General features: G+C 68.1%; 19 protein-coding genes. 14 read left to right on the forward strand and 5 right to left on the reverse strand.

Annotated features, from left to right (window positions below; translation table 11 throughout):
- The first annotated feature begins 84 nt into the window (after positions 1-84).
- Positions 85-1,260: a trans-sulfuration enzyme family protein gene (locus B9A95_RS20075; protein WP_084048899.1), complete on the forward strand. Its 1,176-nt coding sequence runs from the start codon at positions 85-87 to the stop codon at positions 1,258-1,260.
- A 269-nt stretch (positions 1,261-1,529) separates the two neighbouring features.
- Here the strand turns inward: B9A95_RS20075 and B9A95_RS20080 are convergent, their stop codons facing one another.
- Both B9A95_RS20080 and B9A95_RS35615 read right to left on the reverse strand, forming a co-directional pair.
- Positions 1,530-2,141: an SDR family NAD(P)-dependent oxidoreductase gene (locus B9A95_RS20080; protein ID WP_245808403.1), complete on the reverse strand. Its 612-nt coding sequence runs from the start codon at positions 2,139-2,141 to the stop codon at positions 1,530-1,532.
- Between the two features lie 36 nt (positions 2,142-2,177).
- The gene (locus B9A95_RS35615) at positions 2,178-2,339 is read right to left on the reverse strand and encodes a hypothetical protein (RefSeq protein ID WP_245808404.1); all 162 of its coding nucleotides are present in this window, start codon (positions 2,337-2,339) and stop codon (positions 2,178-2,180) included.
- 24 nt (positions 2,340-2,363) lie between these two features.
- Here B9A95_RS35615 and B9A95_RS20085 point away from each other — a divergent pair, with 24 nt between their 5' ends.
- A complete protein-coding gene (locus tag B9A95_RS20085) occupies positions 2,364-2,795 on the forward strand; it encodes a winged helix-turn-helix transcriptional regulator (RefSeq protein WP_245808405.1) in 432 nt (143 codons plus the stop codon).
- 12 nt (positions 2,796-2,807) lie between these two features.
- Positions 2,808-3,371, forward strand: coding sequence for an endonuclease dU (locus tag B9A95_RS20090; RefSeq protein WP_084048900.1), 564 nt, complete (start codon positions 2,808-2,810; stop codon positions 3,369-3,371).
- Positions 3,372-3,375: 4 nt separating this feature from the next.
- Here B9A95_RS20090 and B9A95_RS20095 read toward each other — a convergent pair whose 3' ends face one another.
- Together B9A95_RS20095 and B9A95_RS32545 are read right to left on the reverse strand one after the other, a co-directional pair.
- Complete coding sequence (locus tag B9A95_RS20095) at positions 3,376-4,479, reverse strand: M48 family metallopeptidase (RefSeq protein WP_139806904.1); 1,104 nt, start codon at positions 4,477-4,479, stop codon at positions 3,376-3,378.
- 32 nt (positions 4,480-4,511) lie between these two features.
- A complete protein-coding gene (locus tag B9A95_RS32545) occupies positions 4,512-5,726 on the reverse strand; it encodes a YjgN family protein (RefSeq protein ID WP_139806905.1) in 1,215 nt (404 codons plus the stop codon).
- A gap of 136 nt (positions 5,727-5,862) precedes the next feature.
- On the opposite strand from B9A95_RS32545, the gene ispG reads away from it, so the two are divergent.
- The 6 genes from ispG (at position 5,863) to B9A95_RS20125 (ending at position 11,034) form a co-directional block, all read left to right on the forward strand.
- Positions 5,863-7,098 (forward strand): flavodoxin-dependent (E)-4-hydroxy-3-methylbut-2-enyl-diphosphate synthase, encoded by a 1,236-nt coding sequence (ispG, locus tag B9A95_RS20100; protein WP_084048902.1) that lies wholly within the window; start codon positions 5,863-5,865, stop codon positions 7,096-7,098.
- 105 nt (positions 7,099-7,203) lie between these two features.
- On the forward strand, positions 7,204-7,896 hold the full coding sequence (locus B9A95_RS20105) for a metallophosphoesterase family protein (RefSeq protein WP_084048903.1): 693 nt from the start codon (positions 7,204-7,206) through the stop codon (positions 7,894-7,896).
- A gap of 4 nt (positions 7,897-7,900) precedes the next feature.
- On the forward strand, positions 7,901-8,299 hold the full coding sequence (locus B9A95_RS20110; RefSeq protein WP_084048904.1) for a DUF4259 domain-containing protein: 399 nt from the start codon (positions 7,901-7,903) through the stop codon (positions 8,297-8,299).
- A 27-nt stretch (positions 8,300-8,326) separates the two neighbouring features.
- Positions 8,327-8,746 (forward strand): hypothetical protein, encoded by a 420-nt coding sequence (locus B9A95_RS32550; protein ID WP_139806906.1) that lies wholly within the window; start codon positions 8,327-8,329, stop codon positions 8,744-8,746.
- A 220-nt stretch (positions 8,747-8,966) separates the two neighbouring features.
- Positions 8,967-9,614 (forward strand): hypothetical protein, encoded by a 648-nt coding sequence (locus B9A95_RS20120; protein ID WP_084048906.1) that lies wholly within the window; start codon positions 8,967-8,969, stop codon positions 9,612-9,614.
- A gap of 64 nt (positions 9,615-9,678) precedes the next feature.
- A complete protein-coding gene (locus tag B9A95_RS20125) occupies positions 9,679-11,034 on the forward strand; it encodes a flotillin family protein (RefSeq protein WP_139806908.1) in 1,356 nt (451 codons plus the stop codon).
- Between the two features lie 21 nt (positions 11,035-11,055).
- On the opposite strand, the gene B9A95_RS20130 is transcribed toward B9A95_RS20125, so the two are convergent.
- The gene (locus B9A95_RS20130) at positions 11,056-11,907 is read right to left on the reverse strand and encodes a M55 family metallopeptidase (RefSeq protein ID WP_084048908.1); all 852 of its coding nucleotides are present in this window, start codon (positions 11,905-11,907) and stop codon (positions 11,056-11,058) included.
- 199 nt (positions 11,908-12,106) lie between these two features.
- On the opposite strand from B9A95_RS20130, the gene map reads away from it, so the two are divergent.
- The 5 genes from map to B9A95_RS20155 all read left to right on the forward strand — a co-directional run bounded on the left by map (position 12,107) and on the right by B9A95_RS20155 (position 16,339).
- Positions 12,107-12,868: a type I methionyl aminopeptidase gene (gene map, locus B9A95_RS20135; protein WP_084048909.1), complete on the forward strand. Its 762-nt coding sequence runs from the start codon at positions 12,107-12,109 to the stop codon at positions 12,866-12,868.
- Positions 12,865-13,515, forward strand: coding sequence for a pentapeptide repeat-containing protein (locus B9A95_RS34010; protein WP_170928725.1), 651 nt, complete (start codon positions 12,865-12,867; stop codon positions 13,513-13,515). Before map ends, B9A95_RS34010 begins: the two co-directional genes overlap by 4 nt.
- Before the next feature lie 5 nt (positions 13,516-13,520).
- Positions 13,521-14,180: a metallophosphoesterase gene (locus tag B9A95_RS20145; protein WP_170928726.1), complete on the forward strand. Its 660-nt coding sequence runs from the start codon at positions 13,521-13,523 to the stop codon at positions 14,178-14,180.
- A 187-nt stretch (positions 14,181-14,367) separates the two neighbouring features.
- A complete protein-coding gene (locus tag B9A95_RS20150) occupies positions 14,368-15,393 on the forward strand; it encodes an ABC transporter ATP-binding protein (protein WP_212648356.1) in 1,026 nt (341 codons plus the stop codon).
- A 121-nt stretch (positions 15,394-15,514) separates the two neighbouring features.
- Positions 15,515-16,339 (forward strand): ABC transporter permease, encoded by an 825-nt coding sequence (locus B9A95_RS20155; RefSeq protein ID WP_084048912.1) that lies wholly within the window; start codon positions 15,515-15,517, stop codon positions 16,337-16,339.
- Positions 16,340-16,409: the final 70 nt, after the last annotated feature.

Here is a 16,409-nt window from a genome sequence, read left to right on the forward strand (position 1 = left end):
GAAGTGACGCGGCCCGCCGTGTGTACGTGCCCACCCCTAACCTGCCCCATCCCTGAACCGCCCCGCCTCCCGTATTCTCCCCCCATGTCCACCTCCGACTACGATCTGACCACGCTGGCCGCCCGCTCGGGCGAGGAAGCGCGTCCCAACGGCAGCGTGCCGCTGGTGGAACCCCTGTACCAGTCCACCGTGTACGCCTATCCCGATCTGGACGCCCTGGAACGTGCCATGAGCGGCGAGGAGCCCAGCAGCTTTTACTACCGTAACGGCACGCCCAATGCGGCCACCCTGGAGCGCGCCCTCGCCACGCTGGAAGGCACTGACGCGGCCCTGGCTGCCGGAAGCGGGATGGCCGCCATCAGCGCCGCGCTGCTCGGTGTGCTGCGGGCCGGTGATCACGTGGTGGCCGATGCCCGCGTCTACGGCGTGTCTTACGCCCTGCTCGCAGAAGAGTTTCCCCGTCTGGGCATCACTACCACCTTCGTGGACGCCTGCAACCCCGCCGAGGTAGAAGCGGCCTTTCGGCCCGAAACGCGTGTGTTGCACGTCGAAAGCCTGACCAACCCACTCATGACCGTGCCCGACGTGCCCCGCCTGGCCGAACTCGCCCACGCGCGCGGCTCGGTGCTGAGCGTGGACAACACCTTCGCGAGCCCCGCTGTGTTTCGCCCGGCGCTGCATGGGGCCGATCTGGTAACGCACTCCATCAGCAAATACCTCAGCGGACACAGCAACGCGTTTGGCGGTGTGGCCTGCGGGCGCGCGGACCTGATTGCCTCGGCCCGGACCCGCCTGCTGCGGCTGGGCGGAACCATGAGCGCCTTTGACGCGTGGATGACGGTGCAGGGCCTCAAGACGCTGGGCCTGCGGATGCGGGCCCACTCCGGTAACGCGCAGGCTGTGGCCGACGTGCTGGCAAATCACCCGCGCGTACGGGCCGTATACCACCCCGGTCTGGCGGACCACGCACAGTTCAAGCGGGCCGCCGAACTCTATCCGAATGGTTTCGGCGGGATGCTCAGCGCTGACATCGACGATGCCCCCGCCTTTGTCCGTGCGCTGGCGGGCCGCATTCCCCTCGCGCCCAGCCTCGCCGACGTGGTGACCACCCTCTCCTGGCCATGGGGCACCTCGCACCGTGCCTTGCCGGAGACCGAGCGCCGCCGCCTGGGCATCACGCCGAACCTGCTGCGGGTGTCGGTGGGCATCGAGGACATTTCGGACCTGCTCACGGACATCGAGGGAGCGCTGGAGGGCTGAAGATGCGCCTGCGCATCCCCTTCACCACGTTGCTGCTCACGCTGCCTTCGGCCTGCGCCCGGGACAGATCGGGCTGAATACCGGGCGCAGCGTGGGCCGCCTGCGAAGGACCCCGCGGACACCGCTGTCCGTCAGGTGGAGGTCGCTGCCTGGCCCTGGTCGACGCCTCCAGAGGGCAAAAGCGTGCGCCATTCGCCTGCACCTTCACGAACCGTTCGGACAGCCGCTGGGTGCAGCCCACTTCTCTGGCGCTGGGGCCCAGGGCCCGCTCAGAGCTTGGTGATCGCCGCCCGTTCGCTGTACTGCTGGAAAACGGTGCCGTACTCGCCCCGCGCCTCGGCGCAGCGCTGGGGCTTGACGCGTTCGACGATCACCTCGGTCACGTCCGGAGTGCTGGACAGAATCTCCACCGTTTCGCGGATGTAGTCCGCCAGCGCCAGGGCATGCGGGTTAGTAGCCTGCGCCGGGCCCTGAAGCTCCGTCTGCACGAAGGGCGGAATCAGTTCGATCACCTGCACCTGGGTGTCCCGCAACTGGTGGCGCAGCGCCTGGGTGTACGGGTGAATGGCCGCCTTTGTGGCCCCGTAGCCCGGGTTACCCGCCTTGGGCGCGAAGGCGATGCCCGAGGAGACGGCCAACACGGTGCCCCGCGGCTGGGTCAGCAGGTGCGGCAGCAACGCGGCGTTCAGGCGAATGGGCCCCAGCAGATTGGTGGCGATCGTCGCTTCAGCCACCTCCAGCGGGCCGGCCCGCAGGTTCTCGCCGCGCACGATGCCCGCGTTGTGGATCACAACGTTCAGCGCCGGAAAGGCGCGCAGCTGCTCCGCCGTAAAACGCTGGATGGCGCCCGGTTCCTCGATGTCGAGGATCCGGGGATGCACGCCCGGATTTGTCGCCGACACCGCGTTCAGCTGCGCCTACCGCCCCGCGGTGATGACCGCGTTGCCGAGCGCGTGAAACTGCTGCGCGAGGGCCTGGCCGATGCCCGAGCCACCGCCCGGAATCAGGATGGTGTTCCTCCTGACAAGGAGCGTAGAATAGACACGCGCTTTTGGGAAGTAAGCACCTGAAAGGGTCATACTTACCGAAAGGAGAGTGAAGCTGTGGTGGACGTTGAAGGGGCCAGACTGGTACGGGGAACGCTTTTCCCCGGTCTTTACACGCCGCCTGCAGAGACTGGTCCAGGGTTGGACCGGTTGCCGCGCGAGATTACCGGACGGGTGGCCGACAAGTGGACGGTGACCGCGTTGGAGGTCCCCGCAGACCACGGGCGGCTGCGCTTTACCCAGGTGGGCGAGTGGATGGGCGGCTTGAGCCAGAAGACGCTGACGAAGGCCCTGCGGCAGATGGGGACCGGCGGGCCGGTGCCGCGCACGGTCTATCCCGTTATTCCGCCCCAGGTGAAGTGCGGGCTGACAGATATGGGCGGTGGTCTGAGCGCGGCCTTCTGCGGCGGGCGGCACTGGGCCGAGCGGCACCGTGAAGCCGTCGGGGCGGCCCGTCAGACATTTGGCAGCCGTTGCGGGAACTCCTGAGGGCTGCCGTCCATGCCCCTTTCCCACGCCATCGGCTTTGACGACTCGCCCTTCGCCCGTGAGCACCGCGGCGATGTGCGCGTCTTTGGCACAGTGTTCGCAGGATGGACCCTGCACGGAGTGGTCAGCGGACGGGTCCGGCGCGACGGGCGCAACAGCACGCCCGAACTCGCGCGCCTCGTGCAGGAAAGTGGCGCGGCCGGGCACCTGCAGCTGATTTTGCTTCAGGGCGTGGCGCTGGCAGGCTTCAACGTGGTAGACGCCCCCACGCTGCGCTCGGCCACGGGGTTGCCCGTCCTGATCGTGGCCCGGCGGGCGCCGAATCTCGACCGCATCCGCACCGCGCTGCTCACGCGCGTACCGGGCGGAGCGCGCAAGTGGCGCTTGATCGAGGCTCTCGGGCCGATGGAGCCGTGTGGGGGCGTGTACGTGCAGCGGGTGGGGCTGGACCTCGACGAGGCTGGGCAATCCCTCGCTGCCCTCACGGTGACCGGGCGCATTCCCGAGCCCCTGCGGGCCGCCCACCTGATCGCGGGAGGAGTGATGCGGGGCAGCAGCCGGGGCGGGCGGGTGTGAAGCTTTAGCCCGGCTTCTGCGCGTTCTCAATCTCCCGCAGGTGGCGGATGCGGTCCAGGGTGCCGGGGTGGGTCTGCAGCAGGTCTTCGACGCGGTGCTCCGCCTTTACGCTGTTCTCGTCGGCGTTCTTGTCCTCGGTTTCCAGACGTCCCAGGATGTCCCGCAGGGGCTTGGTGCTGCCGTAGGCCCCCATCAGAAAGCGGCCCGACACCTCGTCGGCCTGCGTCTCCGCGTCTCTGGAGTAGCCGCGTTGCAGCAGCGAGGCCGGCACGGCGGCGGCGAAGGTGCCCGCGCTGATCAGGTCCCCCGTCACCGCCACGGTGAGGAGGGTCAGGCCCAGGCCCTGATATACCCCGGTCAGGGCGTGCCGGTGGGTCACGTGCCCCGATTCGTGGGCGAGCACGCCCAGCAGTTCGCGGTCCGAGCGCGACAGGGCCACGAGCTGATCGGTCATCACCACGGTGCCGTTGGGCAGCGCAAATGCGTTCGCGCCGATCTCGAAAGGAGCCCCGTTCGGCGCGCCGTCGCGCAGCAGCAGCCGGTAGGGGTAGCTGCCACCCGCCCACTTGGTGACCTGCCGGAAGCCTGCCTGAAGTTGCGCCTGCTTCGCCCCGCTGAGGTGGCTGGGGCCCAGATAATGGCCCTGGTCCAGAAACTCCACCGTTTCCCGGTCAAAGGCCACCAGCACGCTCCGGGGGGTGGCGCTCGCCGCGCCGCGAGCCAGCATTGGGATTCCGAACACCACGAACGCCACCGATAGCGCCAGCGTGAGCCCCAGCGCCCCCAGGGCCGTCCACCACCGCGCCTCCAGCCGCCGCACGCCGCTCAGCGCACGGTTGCGGCCGAGCCGCGCCTCCAGGGCCGTGACCCCCGCGTCGTCTGGCGTCTCGAAGCGCGCGCCGTCTGGAAACTTCAGCACCCGCCGCACACCGGGAATGGGCGGGTCAATGCGCAGTTGGCGCAGGGGCCAGCGCGTCTCGGTGCCGCCCTCGATATGCAGCGTCGCGCGCTCGCCTGCCACATCCAGCGTGGCCTGGTGATGCCGGCTGCTGCGCCCGTCGAAGGCCACGCCGGACAGCGAGAGAAGGGGGAGAGAAGGAGAAGTCAAGGGGCACCTCGGGGAGTGGGAGTTCGGCGGGGTCAGAATCCCAGGTTGATGTCGAGCAGTTCGGTGGCGGCCTCGCCCAGCGCACTCTCGCCCAGCGTCACGTCCGCCGCGAAGTCGTCCAGCGGCGCAATGGCCCGCACATGCACGCCCTGCGCGACGTAGCGGGCGCGGCGCACGTCGGCCCAGGGGGTGGCCAGCCCCAGCGTGAACACCTGCGCCAGCCGGTTGGTCAGGCTGATCCACACCAGCCGCCATGGACTGAAGGAAGCCCCGGTGCGGACCACGCCGCCGATCTCCACATGGTTGAGGACGTAGCGCATGGTGGCGGCGCGGACGTACTGCCACGCCACCACATACAGGGCCAGAAAGGCAAGGTACGCGGCCCCCACAGCGACGGCGATCCCCGTCCAGCTCCAGTCGTCCAGGTTGCTCCGTAGACCCCCCACCACGGCAAACACGGCGATCAGGGGCACCGCCAGCAGAACCGTCCCGCCGATGGTCAGGCCCAGCCCAGTCAGCCCGATGAGGTAAAATTGCCCCACGTCGCCCCGGAAGGTGGCCCGGGCGTTGCCGTAGGCGGCGTTGTGCACCTGAAAGCGCCGCTGCATGAACCATGCCCACGGCAGGCCCAGCGCGCTCGACAAGCCCCCAACGATGTTGCCCAGCCCATAGGCCAGGTACGCCTCGCCCGCCTGCCCGTGGTGACGGAAGCGCAGGCCCCGGTGTGCCGTGTTCGCCGCCGTGAAGCGCAGCGACTTCATAACCAGCCAGGGGTACAGCACGAAGAACAGTACGGCGATCAGGCCCGCCAGCCAATAGGTCTTCTCAAAGTTCTGCGACAGCGTGTAGGTCAGGAAAAATGCGCCCACGATCAGGTAGCCGCGCAGCAGGGCCAGCGGTTCGGCGGTGTACTCGAAGTTGTGGCCGTCCAGCCAGGTGTGGCCGTAGAAATACTGCCGTTGCCGTACCCGCGCCCAGGGCAGGTACAGCCCCAGCGTCACGATGCTCAGCGCGGTGTTCACGATCCAGATGCGGAAGTATTCGCCCGCCTCGCCGGTAAAGGCCATCGGATAGACCTGAACGTTGGGAGCCACCGGGCGCAGGGCCACGGGCTGTGGGGACGGCCCGCCCGCCTCTCCGCCTCCACCTTTTTCCAGTCGAACCGGGGGAAGGGGGGCAACCTGCTCCTCGGCCTGCGGGTGCCGTCCCAGGGGTGGACGCGGGGGCTGGGGCGGCTCGTCGGTCATGTGCGCATGCTATAGGCAAAGGGGCGCAGGCGGGGCCAAGGATCCCGCTCCGTCCAGACGGGAAGTCGGGGCAGTTCCCACCGATGGTGTCCCTCCTGCCTGAAACGTCCCGCCCCCCCGCGCCTACACTGGGGACATGACCGCGCCCCTCCACGTCCGCCGCCGAACCGTGACCGCCTGGGTGGGGAACGTGCCCGTCGGCAGCGCGCACCCCATCGCCGTGCAGTCCATGACAAACACCGACACCGCCGACGCCGAGGCCACCGCCATTCAGGTGGCCCAGCTTGCCCGCGCGGGGTCTGAGATCGTGCGCGTGACGGTCAACACCCGCGAGGCCGCCGCCGCCCTCCCCGAGATCGTGTCCCGGCTGCATGACCTCGGCATTGACGTGCCCATCGTGGGCGACTTCCACTACAACGGGCACATCCTGCTGCGGGAATTCCCGGAGGCGGCCCGCCTGCTCGCCAAGTACCGCATCAACCCCGGGAACGTGGGGGCCGGGCAGCACCACGACGTCAACTTCGCGACGATGATCGAGGTGGCGAAGGACTTCGGCAAGCCTGTCCGCATCGGTGTGAACTGGGGCTCGCTGGACCAACAGGTCCTCGCCCGCCTGATGGACGAAAACGCCCGGCGCGGCAGCCCCAAATCGGGCACCGACGTAATGATCGACGCGATGGTGGTCTCCGCCCTCGACTCGGCCCGCTACGCCGAGGAACTGGGGCTGCCGCACGACCGCATCCTGATCTCGGTGAAGGTCAGCTCCGCGCCTGAGCTGTGGCAGGTCTACCGTCAGTTGGCTGCCCAGTGCGACTACCCGCTGCACCTCGGCCTGACCGAAGCGGGCATGGGCATGAAAGGCATGGTGGCCTCCTCCGTGGCCCTCGCGCCACTGCTGGTGGACGGGATCGGAGATACCATCCGCGTGTCGCTGACGCCCGAACCCGGCGCGCCGCGCAAATTGGAGGTGGAGGTCGCGCAGCAGATTCTCCAGAGCCTCGGCCTGCGCCAGTTTCTGCCCCAGGTCACGTCCTGCCCCGGCTGCGGACGCACCACGTCCACCTTCTTCCAGGGCCTTGCGCAACAAATCCAGAACCACATCCGCGACGCCATGCCCGAATGGAAGGCCAAGTACGCCGGCGTGGAGGACATGCAGGTGGCCGTGATGGGCTGCATCGTGAACGGCCCCGGCGAGAGCAAACACGCCAACATCGGCATCTCACTGCCCGGCACCGGCGAGGACCCCCGCGCCCCCGTGTACCAGGACGGCAAGCTGCTGACCACCCTGAAGGGCCCGCGCATCGCGGAGGACTTTCAGGACCTGCTGGAAAAGTATGTGGAGGAGAGGTACGGGCGGGGGGTAGGTGTCTGATGGGGGGATGAGGAGCAGCCCCTCGAACCCAATCACTTCGTAAGCAATTCAATTGGAGTGCGTACCAGACTGCTGCCGTTCCACCCATTTGCGCCATCATCCCCTATGCACCTCGCCCTGATTGCCGACATTCACGCCAATGTCTACGCCTTGGACGCTGTACTCGAGCATATTCGGGGGCAGGCGGTGGACCTGACCGTCAACCTCGGAGACGTGCTGTGGGGCAATCTCGACGCGCCGGGCTGCGTGGAGCGGGTGATGGGCTTTCCCGGGGTGCGCGGCAACCACGACGAGGAGTTGGCCCCTGAGTGTGGACCGCTGACCGAGGAAGCGGGGGCCTTTCTGGCCGGGCTGCCCCTCACGTTGCCGTTGGAAGGCGTGCTCTGCTTTCACGGCACGCCCACGGGCAACCGCCAACACCTGATGTTGACGGTCACGCCGCAGGGGGCGCGGCCCGCCACGCCGGAAGAGATTCGGGACCGGCTGGGCGAGGTGGCCGCTTCCGTCGTCGTCTGCGCCCATACCCACCTGCCGCGTGTGGTTCAGCTTCCGGGTGGGCCGCTCGTGGTCAATCCCGGCAGTGTTGGGCTGCCCGCGTATACCGACGCCGCACCATCCCCCTACGTCGCCGAGAATTTCAGCCCACACGCCCGCTACGCCGTCCTGACCCGGACCTGCGGGGGCTGGCAGGTGGATCACCACGCCGTGCCCTACGATCACGAGCGGGCCGCGCGGGAAACGGCCGCTGCGGGCCGCCCGGACCGGGCCCACTGGCTGCGAACCGGGCTGGCACAATAGACCCATGAATATTTGGGGCACCGGCAGTTTCGAGAATGAGGTGGGCGCGGCCTTCGCGGAGGAAGTGGTGCAGGACGGCGCGTTCGCTCTGGCCGAGGCCTTCGACGTGGCGCTGGACCCCGACACGGAGTTCCTCGCTGCGGAGGAAGGCCACCGCACCCTCGCCGCCGCTGAAATCCTGGCCGCCGTGCTGACGGGAGATACGTCCAGCCTTACCGGCGCGGCCCTGCGCGCCTGGGTGGCGGGTGTGGACGCGGCGGAACTGGCGGGCTTGCGCGAGTCGGCCCTGGAGGCGGTGATGCGGGCGCTCGGCCCGGAGAGCGAACTGCCCGAGTTGTGGGAGGGCGAGGACGCCGAAGCCTGGCGCGCGGATGTGGAGCGCCTGCGCGCCGAGCTGAAATAGGGGAGGGCGCGCGCGCGCGCGTCCTCCGTGGCGGCGGTGTGGCTGGCCGGAGCCTTGGCGCGGCTGACCGGCGATCCCTCTCCCTGGCTCCGGGCGGACCTCCGCCGCTGCCTGCGCGAGACGGGGTGGCATCTGGACGCTTTCGCCTTTTCTATGCCGGACGGCCCGACGCAGCCCTTTCACCCTGCGGCCTCCCACCGGTGGGGCCGGGTGGAGATGCGCGTTCACCGCCGGGTGCCTGTGATCGGCGTCATGGACGCCGGGGTGCCCTGCACCGACCTTGCCGCTACGGTCACATGCTGGAGTGCGAGGGGCCCACCCGCCACCGGTCCTCCCGCTCTGGCGAAGCGGTGGTGGGCGGGCTGGTGCCCGGTGTGGGCCGGCTGGGTGAGGTGTACTCGGCGCGTGAACTGGAAGGGTTGGCTCCGGAGGACGCCCGGGAGCTGAGGCGCTGGCACAACCTTTTGCGGGGGCGGCGCACTGTTTTTCGAGTGGTGAGCGCAACCCACTGGAGCTGGTGGCCGCTGCACCGTGGTGGCTGTTTGACCGTTTGACGCTGGACGGTTACACCAGGGCTGCAAGCGCGAAACTGTTCTCGCCAGGGTAACGGAACTTCGTTTTACATGCGCCGAAATCTGGCGCAGGGCCGGCGCATACTCGTGGGGTGATGAGCCTCGCGGTGGACGCGGTGATCCTCGGCCTCGCCGGATTGATCGGCATGGCAGCGCTGGGACACGGCCACAGTCACGCCCACTCTTCTGGACATGGACACGACCTGGGCCACGGGCACGGCGGGCACACCCCTGGCCACGATCCGGGGAGCCACCTGTCTCCCGAGCACGGTCTTCCCGGACATGGGCACGCCGCGCCCCACGCACCGCCCGGTTCTCCAGCCCTGGACCTGCTCGCCCTGGCCTCGCCGCGCGTGCTGTTCAGCGTGATCCTCGGCTTCGGCATGACCGGGCTGGTGGTTCCGCCCCACGGCCTCCTCGGCCTTCTGATCGCGCTGGTGGGCGGCGTGCTGTTCGAACTGCTGCTGATCCGGCCCTACTGGAGCTTTCTGCTGCGCTTCGCCTCGCGCCCCGCGCACACCCTCGACAGCGCCGTGATGACGCGCGGCGAGGCGGTGACCACCTTCAACGCGGCGGGCCAGGGCCTGATCACGCTGGAACTCGACGGGCAGGTGCGGCAGGTCCTCGCCACGCTCACGGTGGGCGAGCGCGATCAGGGTGTGCGGGTGCGCCGCGGAGACCGCGTGCTTGTGCGGGAAGTGCAGCCTGGCAGCGGCGCGTGCGTGGTGTCCAAAGTCAAGTGAGCTGGTGGGCAAACTGGCCTTTCCTTTCTCCCCGGCTTCAAACCGGAAAGCGGGGCTCTACAATATGGAACTGAACGGACTCGTCGGCATCGTGGTGATCCTCCTCGTGGTGCTCATCGTCATTCCGCTGCTCGTCAGCACCTTCTTGCGTAACGTGCAGGCGGGCACCATCCGCCTCGTGAGCTGGTTGCAGGGCGGCACCCGCATCTACCGTGGTCCCGGCAAATCGTTCGAGGTGCCGCTGCTCACCACTGGCACCACGCTCAGCAGCAAGGCGATCAACGTGGACCTCGATATCACGGACCAGACGGCGGACATCGACACCGCCGGAATTCCGCGGCCCATCAAGGTGCGCGTGCTGGCGAGCGCCATCGTGAGCGTGGGCGACACAGACGCCCTGATCAAGACGGCGGCCAACCGCTTTTTCAGCAAGCCGCAAGAGGAGCAGATGGCGATCTTGAACGACCTGCTCTCCTCGGCGGGGCGGCGCGCCATCAACCTGCTGACGCACGATCAATTGTTCTCGGCCAAGTCGGCGGCCGTGCTCCCAAAAGACGCCGTGGCGACGACGGCCATCGTCCACGCCGAGGAACCGGGCGTGCAGGCGGGGCGTCCGGTGCCTTCCTCGGTGGTGGAGGACGACGACGATCCCCTCGCCATCATCATCCGCAAGGCGTGTTCCAAGGAGCTGACGGACCTGGGCCTGATCTTCAACTCGCTGAACATCAAGGTGGTGCAGAGCGAGGTGGCCGAAGCCCGGCGGCGGCAGTCGGCGGCGGAAGCGAGCGCCAACGCCGAGATCGTCGCCACCCAGCAGGGCCGCCGTGCCCGGGAAGCACAGATCGAGGCCGAGCGCGCCATCAGCGACAAGAGCCGTGAGCTCTCGCAGACCCAGGCGTCCAACGCGGCCCTGGTTGCCGAGGCCGAGGCGCTGAAGCAAGACGCCCTCGCCACCCAGCGCGGGGCCGAGCTGCGCGCCACCCAGCTCGCCCAGGCCGAGGCAGACGCCCAGCGCGTCCGGATTCAGGCCCAGGCCGCTGCCGAGGCCGAGGCCATCCGCATCCTGCGCCTCGCGGAGGCCAACGCCGAGAGCATCCGGCAGGTCAACCGCGCCATCGTGGAGGGCGGCGAGGCGTACCTGCGCTACCGCCAGATCGAGATGCTGCCGGACCTCGTGCCCGAGATTGCCAGGGCGCTGGCGCAGGCCAAGCTCGTCACCATCAGTGGTGGGGCGGAGGGCGGGGCGGCGGGGCAGACCACCGGTCAGATCAGCGACGTGGTGCAGATGATCCTCGCGCTTCAGGCGGTGGGTCCGGCGGCCGCGGGCGCGGCCGCTCAGGGACTCCCCGCGCTGGGGAATAACCCGCCTGAAACGCTGGACAACCTGACCGTGCCCCTGGGGGAGAAGGTCCGGCGGTAAAGGGGGGGCGGTGCCGCGTCCTCAGGCGTTCACGTTGATATCGGCCGCCCGCGCCAGGGTGCGGAACGTGCCGAACAGGTGCAGGGCGTCGGGACTGTTCCAGGCCACCGTTACGCCGTCCACCCGCTCCACACCCGGCATCCGCTCACACTGGTCCGCCCGCGCCTGTCGGTCGAACGACAGCTCTGTGCGGGCGGGCCAGCGGGTTGTGTAGGGCCTGGCCTGATCCGCGGTCCTGACCGCCTGCTCGGCCCCCTCACGGATGCGGCGTTGAGCCTCTCGGGGGTGAAGGTGAACCGCGGCGTAGGTGCTCAGCCCTTCTTTCACCGGCACGCACACCACCCCTTCCCCCAGCTCGTCCCGAATCTCGGCCATCGCCACGTCGTCTCCGGCCGCGAAGACCACAGGCACGCCGTAGTGTCCCGCGATCAGGGCATTGAGGCCGTACTCGCCTGTGTCACGGCCACCGATACGGACGTTGCGAATAAAGCCGTTCCAGGTGTGGGCGAGGGGCCCGCGCACGCTTCCCGCCCGCGCGTGGTAGCCGAGGAACAGCAGCGCGCCCACGCCTGGTTCCTGCACGCCCTGCACCATGCTGAGGGGTTTGTCGTTGCCGGTGGTAAAGCGCACCTGTTCGGGCAGCAGCTCGGGCAGCAGGTTGCGCATGGTGTCGTGCGAATCGTTGACGAGCACGGCGCTGGCCCCACCCGCCAGCGCGCCCTCGGCAGCCGCCGCGGCCTCCAGCGTCATCCGTTCGCGTGCGGCCTGGTACTCGGTGCCGTTTACAAGACCGCCGAATTCGGGAGGGCTGACCTGCACCCAGCTCGAAACGCCGCACACGCCTTCCATATCCACACTGATGACGACTTTCATACCCGGTAGCCTACCGTGAGGCGCGCGGGCCACGGGCCAGGAGGGGCGTGCTAGCCTGTTCCGCTATGTCACGGCTTCCGCTCCGTTCCAGATCCCCCAGAAAAGCGCTGGAGGGTTCTCCATTTCGCAGAACCCCTCTCTGCTCCTGCGGTGTTGCGCCGCTCTGCGGGCCCTGCCGGGCGGGTCAACCGGAGGTCAAATGAGCCGTATCGCCCTGAAATCTGTCCGTGAGATCGAAGCCATGCGCCGCGCAGGAGCGCTCGTGGCCGAGACCTTCCGGGTGCTCGAGCCCTACGTCAAACCCGGCGTGACCCTCAAGGAACTCGACCGCCTCGCGGAAGAACATATCCGGGGCAAGGGGGCCATCCCCGCTTACGTCGGCTACGGCCCCAAGAACAACCCCTTTCCCGCCACGCTGTGCATCTCGGTCAACGAGGTGATCTGCCACGGCATCCCTACCGACCGCGCCCTCCTCGAGGGCGACATCGTGGGCGTGGACATCGGGGTGCTGATGGAGGGCGTGTACGGCGACGCGTGCTACACCTACACGGTCGGGAAGGTGACGGACGACGTGCAGAAGTTGGTGGACACCACCCACGAGTGTCTGACGGCAGGCCTCGAAACCGTTCGTCCCGGCGGCCGCACGGGAGACATCGGTCACGCCATCCAGACCCTCGCCGAGTCGCGGGGGCTGTCGGTGGTCCGCGAGTACACTGGCCACGGCATCGGCAAGCGGCTGCACGAGGAACCCACCATCTACCACTGGGGAGCGCGTTACACGGGCCTCAAATTGCAACCCGGCATGGTCTTTACCATCGAGCCGATGATCAACCTCGGGCGGCCCGAGACGCGCCTGATGCCCGACGGCTGGACGGTGGTGACTGCCGACAAGTCGCCCAGCGCCCAGTTCGAGCACACGGTGGTGGTCACGCCGAAGGGGCACGAGATTTTGACGCTGTGACGGTCGCCGCTTCCAGGCCTCCCCAGGTCCCCAAGTTCCCGCGCGGTGGCCTGCGGCCCCTGTTTCCCGAACATCTCGAAGACGAGGGTGTGTACCGGAGCGCGGTGCTGGAGGGGCAGGACCTGTCGGGCCGGGCGCTGCACGCCGTGACCTTCGAGGCCTGCGTGTTCCGGGAGGTCAACCTCCGTGAGGCCGCGTGGTCCCACGTTCGCTTGCGGGACGTGCGCTTCGAGGGCAGTGACCTGTCTGGGGCAAAGTGGACGGAGACGGGCGTGCAGCGGGCGCAGTTTACCGACTGCCGCCTTCTGGGCTTTCAAGCGCCAGAGGCCGTACTGGGGCACGTCCGCCTGACGCGCGTGCAGGCCGGGCTGGCCCTTTTCCTGAAGGTGGACGCCAAGGCCCTCTGGCTGGAGGACTGCGACCTCTCCGAGGCCACCTTTATGGACGCCAGGCTGCCCGGCGCGGTCTTTCAGCGCTGCACCCTGCGCCGGACCGACTTTCGAGGAGCGAAGATGCCGGCCGCAGACCTGAGAGGCTCCAACCTGTCCGGCCTCAGAATCGGCCTGCCCGAACTGGAGCAGGTCGTGGTGGAGGCCGCGCAGCTTGCGGACCTCGCCTTCCTGCTGGGCGTGCGCCTGTCGGAATGATTGCCGTGAGGTCCGTCGTCATCCCCGATCTTCACGGCTGTCCCCAGTTTCTGGAGTGGGTGCAGGAGCGCTTTCCGGGCCGCCACCTCATCTTGCTGGGCGACCTGATCCACCGCGGACCGGATTCGCGGCGAACTTTGCGCCTCGCGTTGCGGCTGGCCGAAGAGGGCCGCGCCAGGTTGCTGTGGGGCAACCACGAACACTGGGTCTGGCAGGAGACGGCGCGGCTCTCGCCTTCCGGACGGGAGAAGTGGTTCCGGCGCGAGGGGCACGAGCTGTTCGCGGCGTACGGTGGAAACGGCCGCGCTGTCGGGGATGTAATGCACGATCTGGGCCGCTTCGCCCGCCTGGCCCGCCCCTACCACGTGGAGGGTAAGATGCTGTGCGCCCACGCCGCCCGCCCCAGCCTGGGCCGCACGCCAGATGAGCTGCTGGACCGCGGGTACCTGTGGGACCGTCCCAAGACGGGTCTGCACCCGCTCCCCACCCACGTCTTCCCCGAGTTGAGGTATTCCGTCCACGGTCACACGCCCCAGCCGCGCCCGCTGGTGGACCTGGAAGGGCAGGGCGTGGTCTACCTGGACCTTGGCAGCGCCCGCACGGGCCGCTTCTGCGTGTGGGACGCGCAGCTCCAACGGGTGGTGCTGTACCGGGAGGGCGACTGAACTTGCGCCGCCTGCATCTGCTCTGGCGTCCCCTACAATTAGGCAGTTGTAGTTCTATGCGGAGGGTACGGGCATAAATCAAGTCGTTTTTAAAGGCAAACGCACGCGTGAACTCTCTCCTGATGCTGCCGTCAGCGTCGTGGACGTATTCAAGAGCTTCCGGACTCCCACAGGCGGCGAAACAAGGGTGCTGGATGACATCGACCTCGACATTCGCCGGGGCGAGTTCTTCAGCCTCCTCGGTCCCTCGGGCTGCGGCAAGACCACCCTGCTCCGCATCCTGGCCGGCTTCGAGGCCGCCGACGCGGGTACCGTGCTGATCGGTGGCCACGACATGACGGGCATTCCGCCCCACCGCCGTCCCGTCAATACGGTGTTTCAGAGCTACGCCCTCTTTCCGCACATGACCGTGTTTGACAACGTGGCCTTTGGGCTGCGGCAAAAGCGTGTTCCCACCGGACAACTTCGCGGGCGTGTGGGCCGGGCACTGGAAACCGTCCGAATCGGGGAACTCGCCCGCCGCCGTCCCGATCAGCTCTCTGGTGGGCAGCGGCAACGGGTGGCCCTCGCGCGCGCCATCGTCAACGAGCCGGAAGTGCTGCTGCTCGACGAGCCCCTGTCGGCGCTGGACCTGAAGCTCCGCAAGGAGCTTCAGGTGGAGCTGTCGGCCCTGCAAGAATCCCTGGGCATGACCTTCGTGTTCGTCACCCACGATCAGGAGGAAGCCCTCGTCATGAGTGACCGCATCGCCGTCATGAACCGGGGCCGCATTGAGCAACTGGGCCGTGCTGAGGACCTCTACGAGCGCCCCCGCACCGCCTTCGTCGCGGGCTTCCTGGGCCAGAGCAACCTCATTCCCGGCACGGTGCGGGAGTCGAGCCGTGAAGGCGCGACGGTGCAGACCGCCCACGGCCTCCTGCACACCCGTTACGGCTCGGGCCTCCCGGCCGGGCGCGACGTGCTGCTGTCCATCCGTCCGGAAAAGCTGCGGATGGAACGCGACGAGGAAACCCAGGGCAACGAGGTTCGCGCCCGCGTGGACGACATCGTGTACACCGGGGCCGAGAACCAGTACCTGCTGGAGGCGAGCGGCGGGCAACTGGTGGCCTTTCAGCTCAACGCCGACATCGGGGCCGACGAGGACTTCGACTACGACGAGGAAGTCGCCCTGTACCTGCCGCCGGAGAACCTGGTGATTCTGGAGGAGGGATGAGGCGGGGAGCGCGGTCCGCGGCGCAGAGGACCAAGTGGGGAGAGCAGAGAGTCAAAAATCCCTTTGCGCGCTGCCCTCCGCTCGCTGCGGGGCGGCCACATCGCGCGGAGCGGGGCCGTCCATGACCTTCCGCCGTTTCCTCACCACCCTCGGTCCAGGCACGCTGTGGCTCGGTACGTTCCTCGTCGTGCCGCTGCTGATCATGCTCGGGTACTCGCTGCTCACGCGCACCGACCTGGCGCAGGTGGGGCAGCCGATGACGCCCGAGAACTGGGCCCGGGTGTTCGGGTACGACACGCTGTTTCAGGAGTGGGTCACGGACAACCTGCGGGTGCTGTGGCGCAGCGTGTGGCTGGCGGGCGTCAGCACCCTCCTCTGCACGTTGATGGGTTACCCGCTCGCCTTTTATATCGCCGGGCAGGCGGCCCGAAAGAAAAACCTCCTGCTGCTCCTGCTGATCATCCCTTTCTGGACCAACTTCCTCATTCGCGTGTATGCCTGGATTCTCATTTTGCGCCCCTTCGATCTGGTGCCAAGCCTGACGGCCACCTTCCTGGGGATGGTCTACGCCTTCCTGCCGTTTTTCGTGCTGCCCGTGTATTCCAGCGTGGAAAAGGTGGACTGGCGGCTCCTGGAAGCCGCGCAGGACCTCGGCGCCTCTCCGGTCCGTGCCTTTTTCGCGGGTGTGTTTCCACAGACGTTGCCGGGGCTGGTGGCGGGCATTCTCCTCACCTTCATTCCCGCCTTGGGCACCTTTGTGGTCAGCGACATTCTTGGCGGTGCGAAAACAGCCCTCATCGGCAACCTGGTGCAGAACCAGTTCGGGCAGGCGGGCGACTGGCCCTACGGCTCGGCGCTGTCTTTCCTCCTGATGGGCGCCGTGCTGCTCGGCCTGTGGGTGTATGCGCGTGCGGCGGGACAAAAGGGGCTGGAGGAGTTGCTGTGAGGCCCGATGCGCAGCGTGGGCCGCAGAGGGCAAAGGGCAGCGTGCAGAGGCCTTTTTGGCTTTCCGCACG

Origin of the sequence: Deinococcus hopiensis KR-140 (genome assembly GCF_900176165.1) — a bacterium.
In the GTDB taxonomy this organism is placed as follows: domain Bacteria; phylum Deinococcota; class Deinococci; order Deinococcales; family Deinococcaceae; genus Deinococcus; species Deinococcus hopiensis.

Bases quoted from the DNA above. Each gene is read 5' to 3' on its own strand.
- B9A95_RS20075 (WP_084048899.1), top strand. From the start codon at position 85: ATGTCCACCTCCGACTACGATCTGACCACGCTGGCCGCCCGCTCGGGC.
- B9A95_RS35615 (WP_245808404.1), bottom strand. From the start codon at position 2,339: ATGACCCTTTCAGGTGCTTACTTCCCAAAAGCGCGTGTCTATTCTACG.
- B9A95_RS20090 (WP_084048900.1), top strand. From the start codon at position 2,808: ATGCCCCTTTCCCACGCCATCGGCTTTGACGACTCGCCCTTCGCCCGT.
- B9A95_RS32545 (WP_139806905.1), bottom strand. From the start codon at position 5,726: ATGACCGACGAGCCGCCCCAGCCCCCGCGTCCACCCCTGGGACGGCAC.
- ispG (WP_084048902.1), top strand. From the start codon at position 5,863: ATGACCGCGCCCCTCCACGTCCGCCGCCGAACCGTGACCGCCTGGGTG.
- B9A95_RS20105 (WP_084048903.1), top strand. From the start codon at position 7,204: ATGCACCTCGCCCTGATTGCCGACATTCACGCCAATGTCTACGCCTTG.
- B9A95_RS20110 (WP_084048904.1), top strand. From the start codon at position 7,901: ATGAATATTTGGGGCACCGGCAGTTTCGAGAATGAGGTGGGCGCGGCC.
- B9A95_RS20120 (WP_084048906.1), top strand. From the start codon at position 8,967: ATGAGCCTCGCGGTGGACGCGGTGATCCTCGGCCTCGCCGGATTGATC.
- B9A95_RS20125 (WP_139806908.1), top strand. From the start codon at position 9,679: ATGGAACTGAACGGACTCGTCGGCATCGTGGTGATCCTCCTCGTGGTG.
- B9A95_RS20130 (WP_084048908.1), bottom strand. From the start codon at position 11,907: ATGAAAGTCGTCATCAGTGTGGATATGGAAGGCGTGTGCGGCGTTTCG.
- map (WP_084048909.1), top strand. From the start codon at position 12,107: ATGAGCCGTATCGCCCTGAAATCTGTCCGTGAGATCGAAGCCATGCGC.
- B9A95_RS20155 (WP_084048912.1), top strand. From the start codon at position 15,515: ATGACCTTCCGCCGTTTCCTCACCACCCTCGGTCCAGGCACGCTGTGG.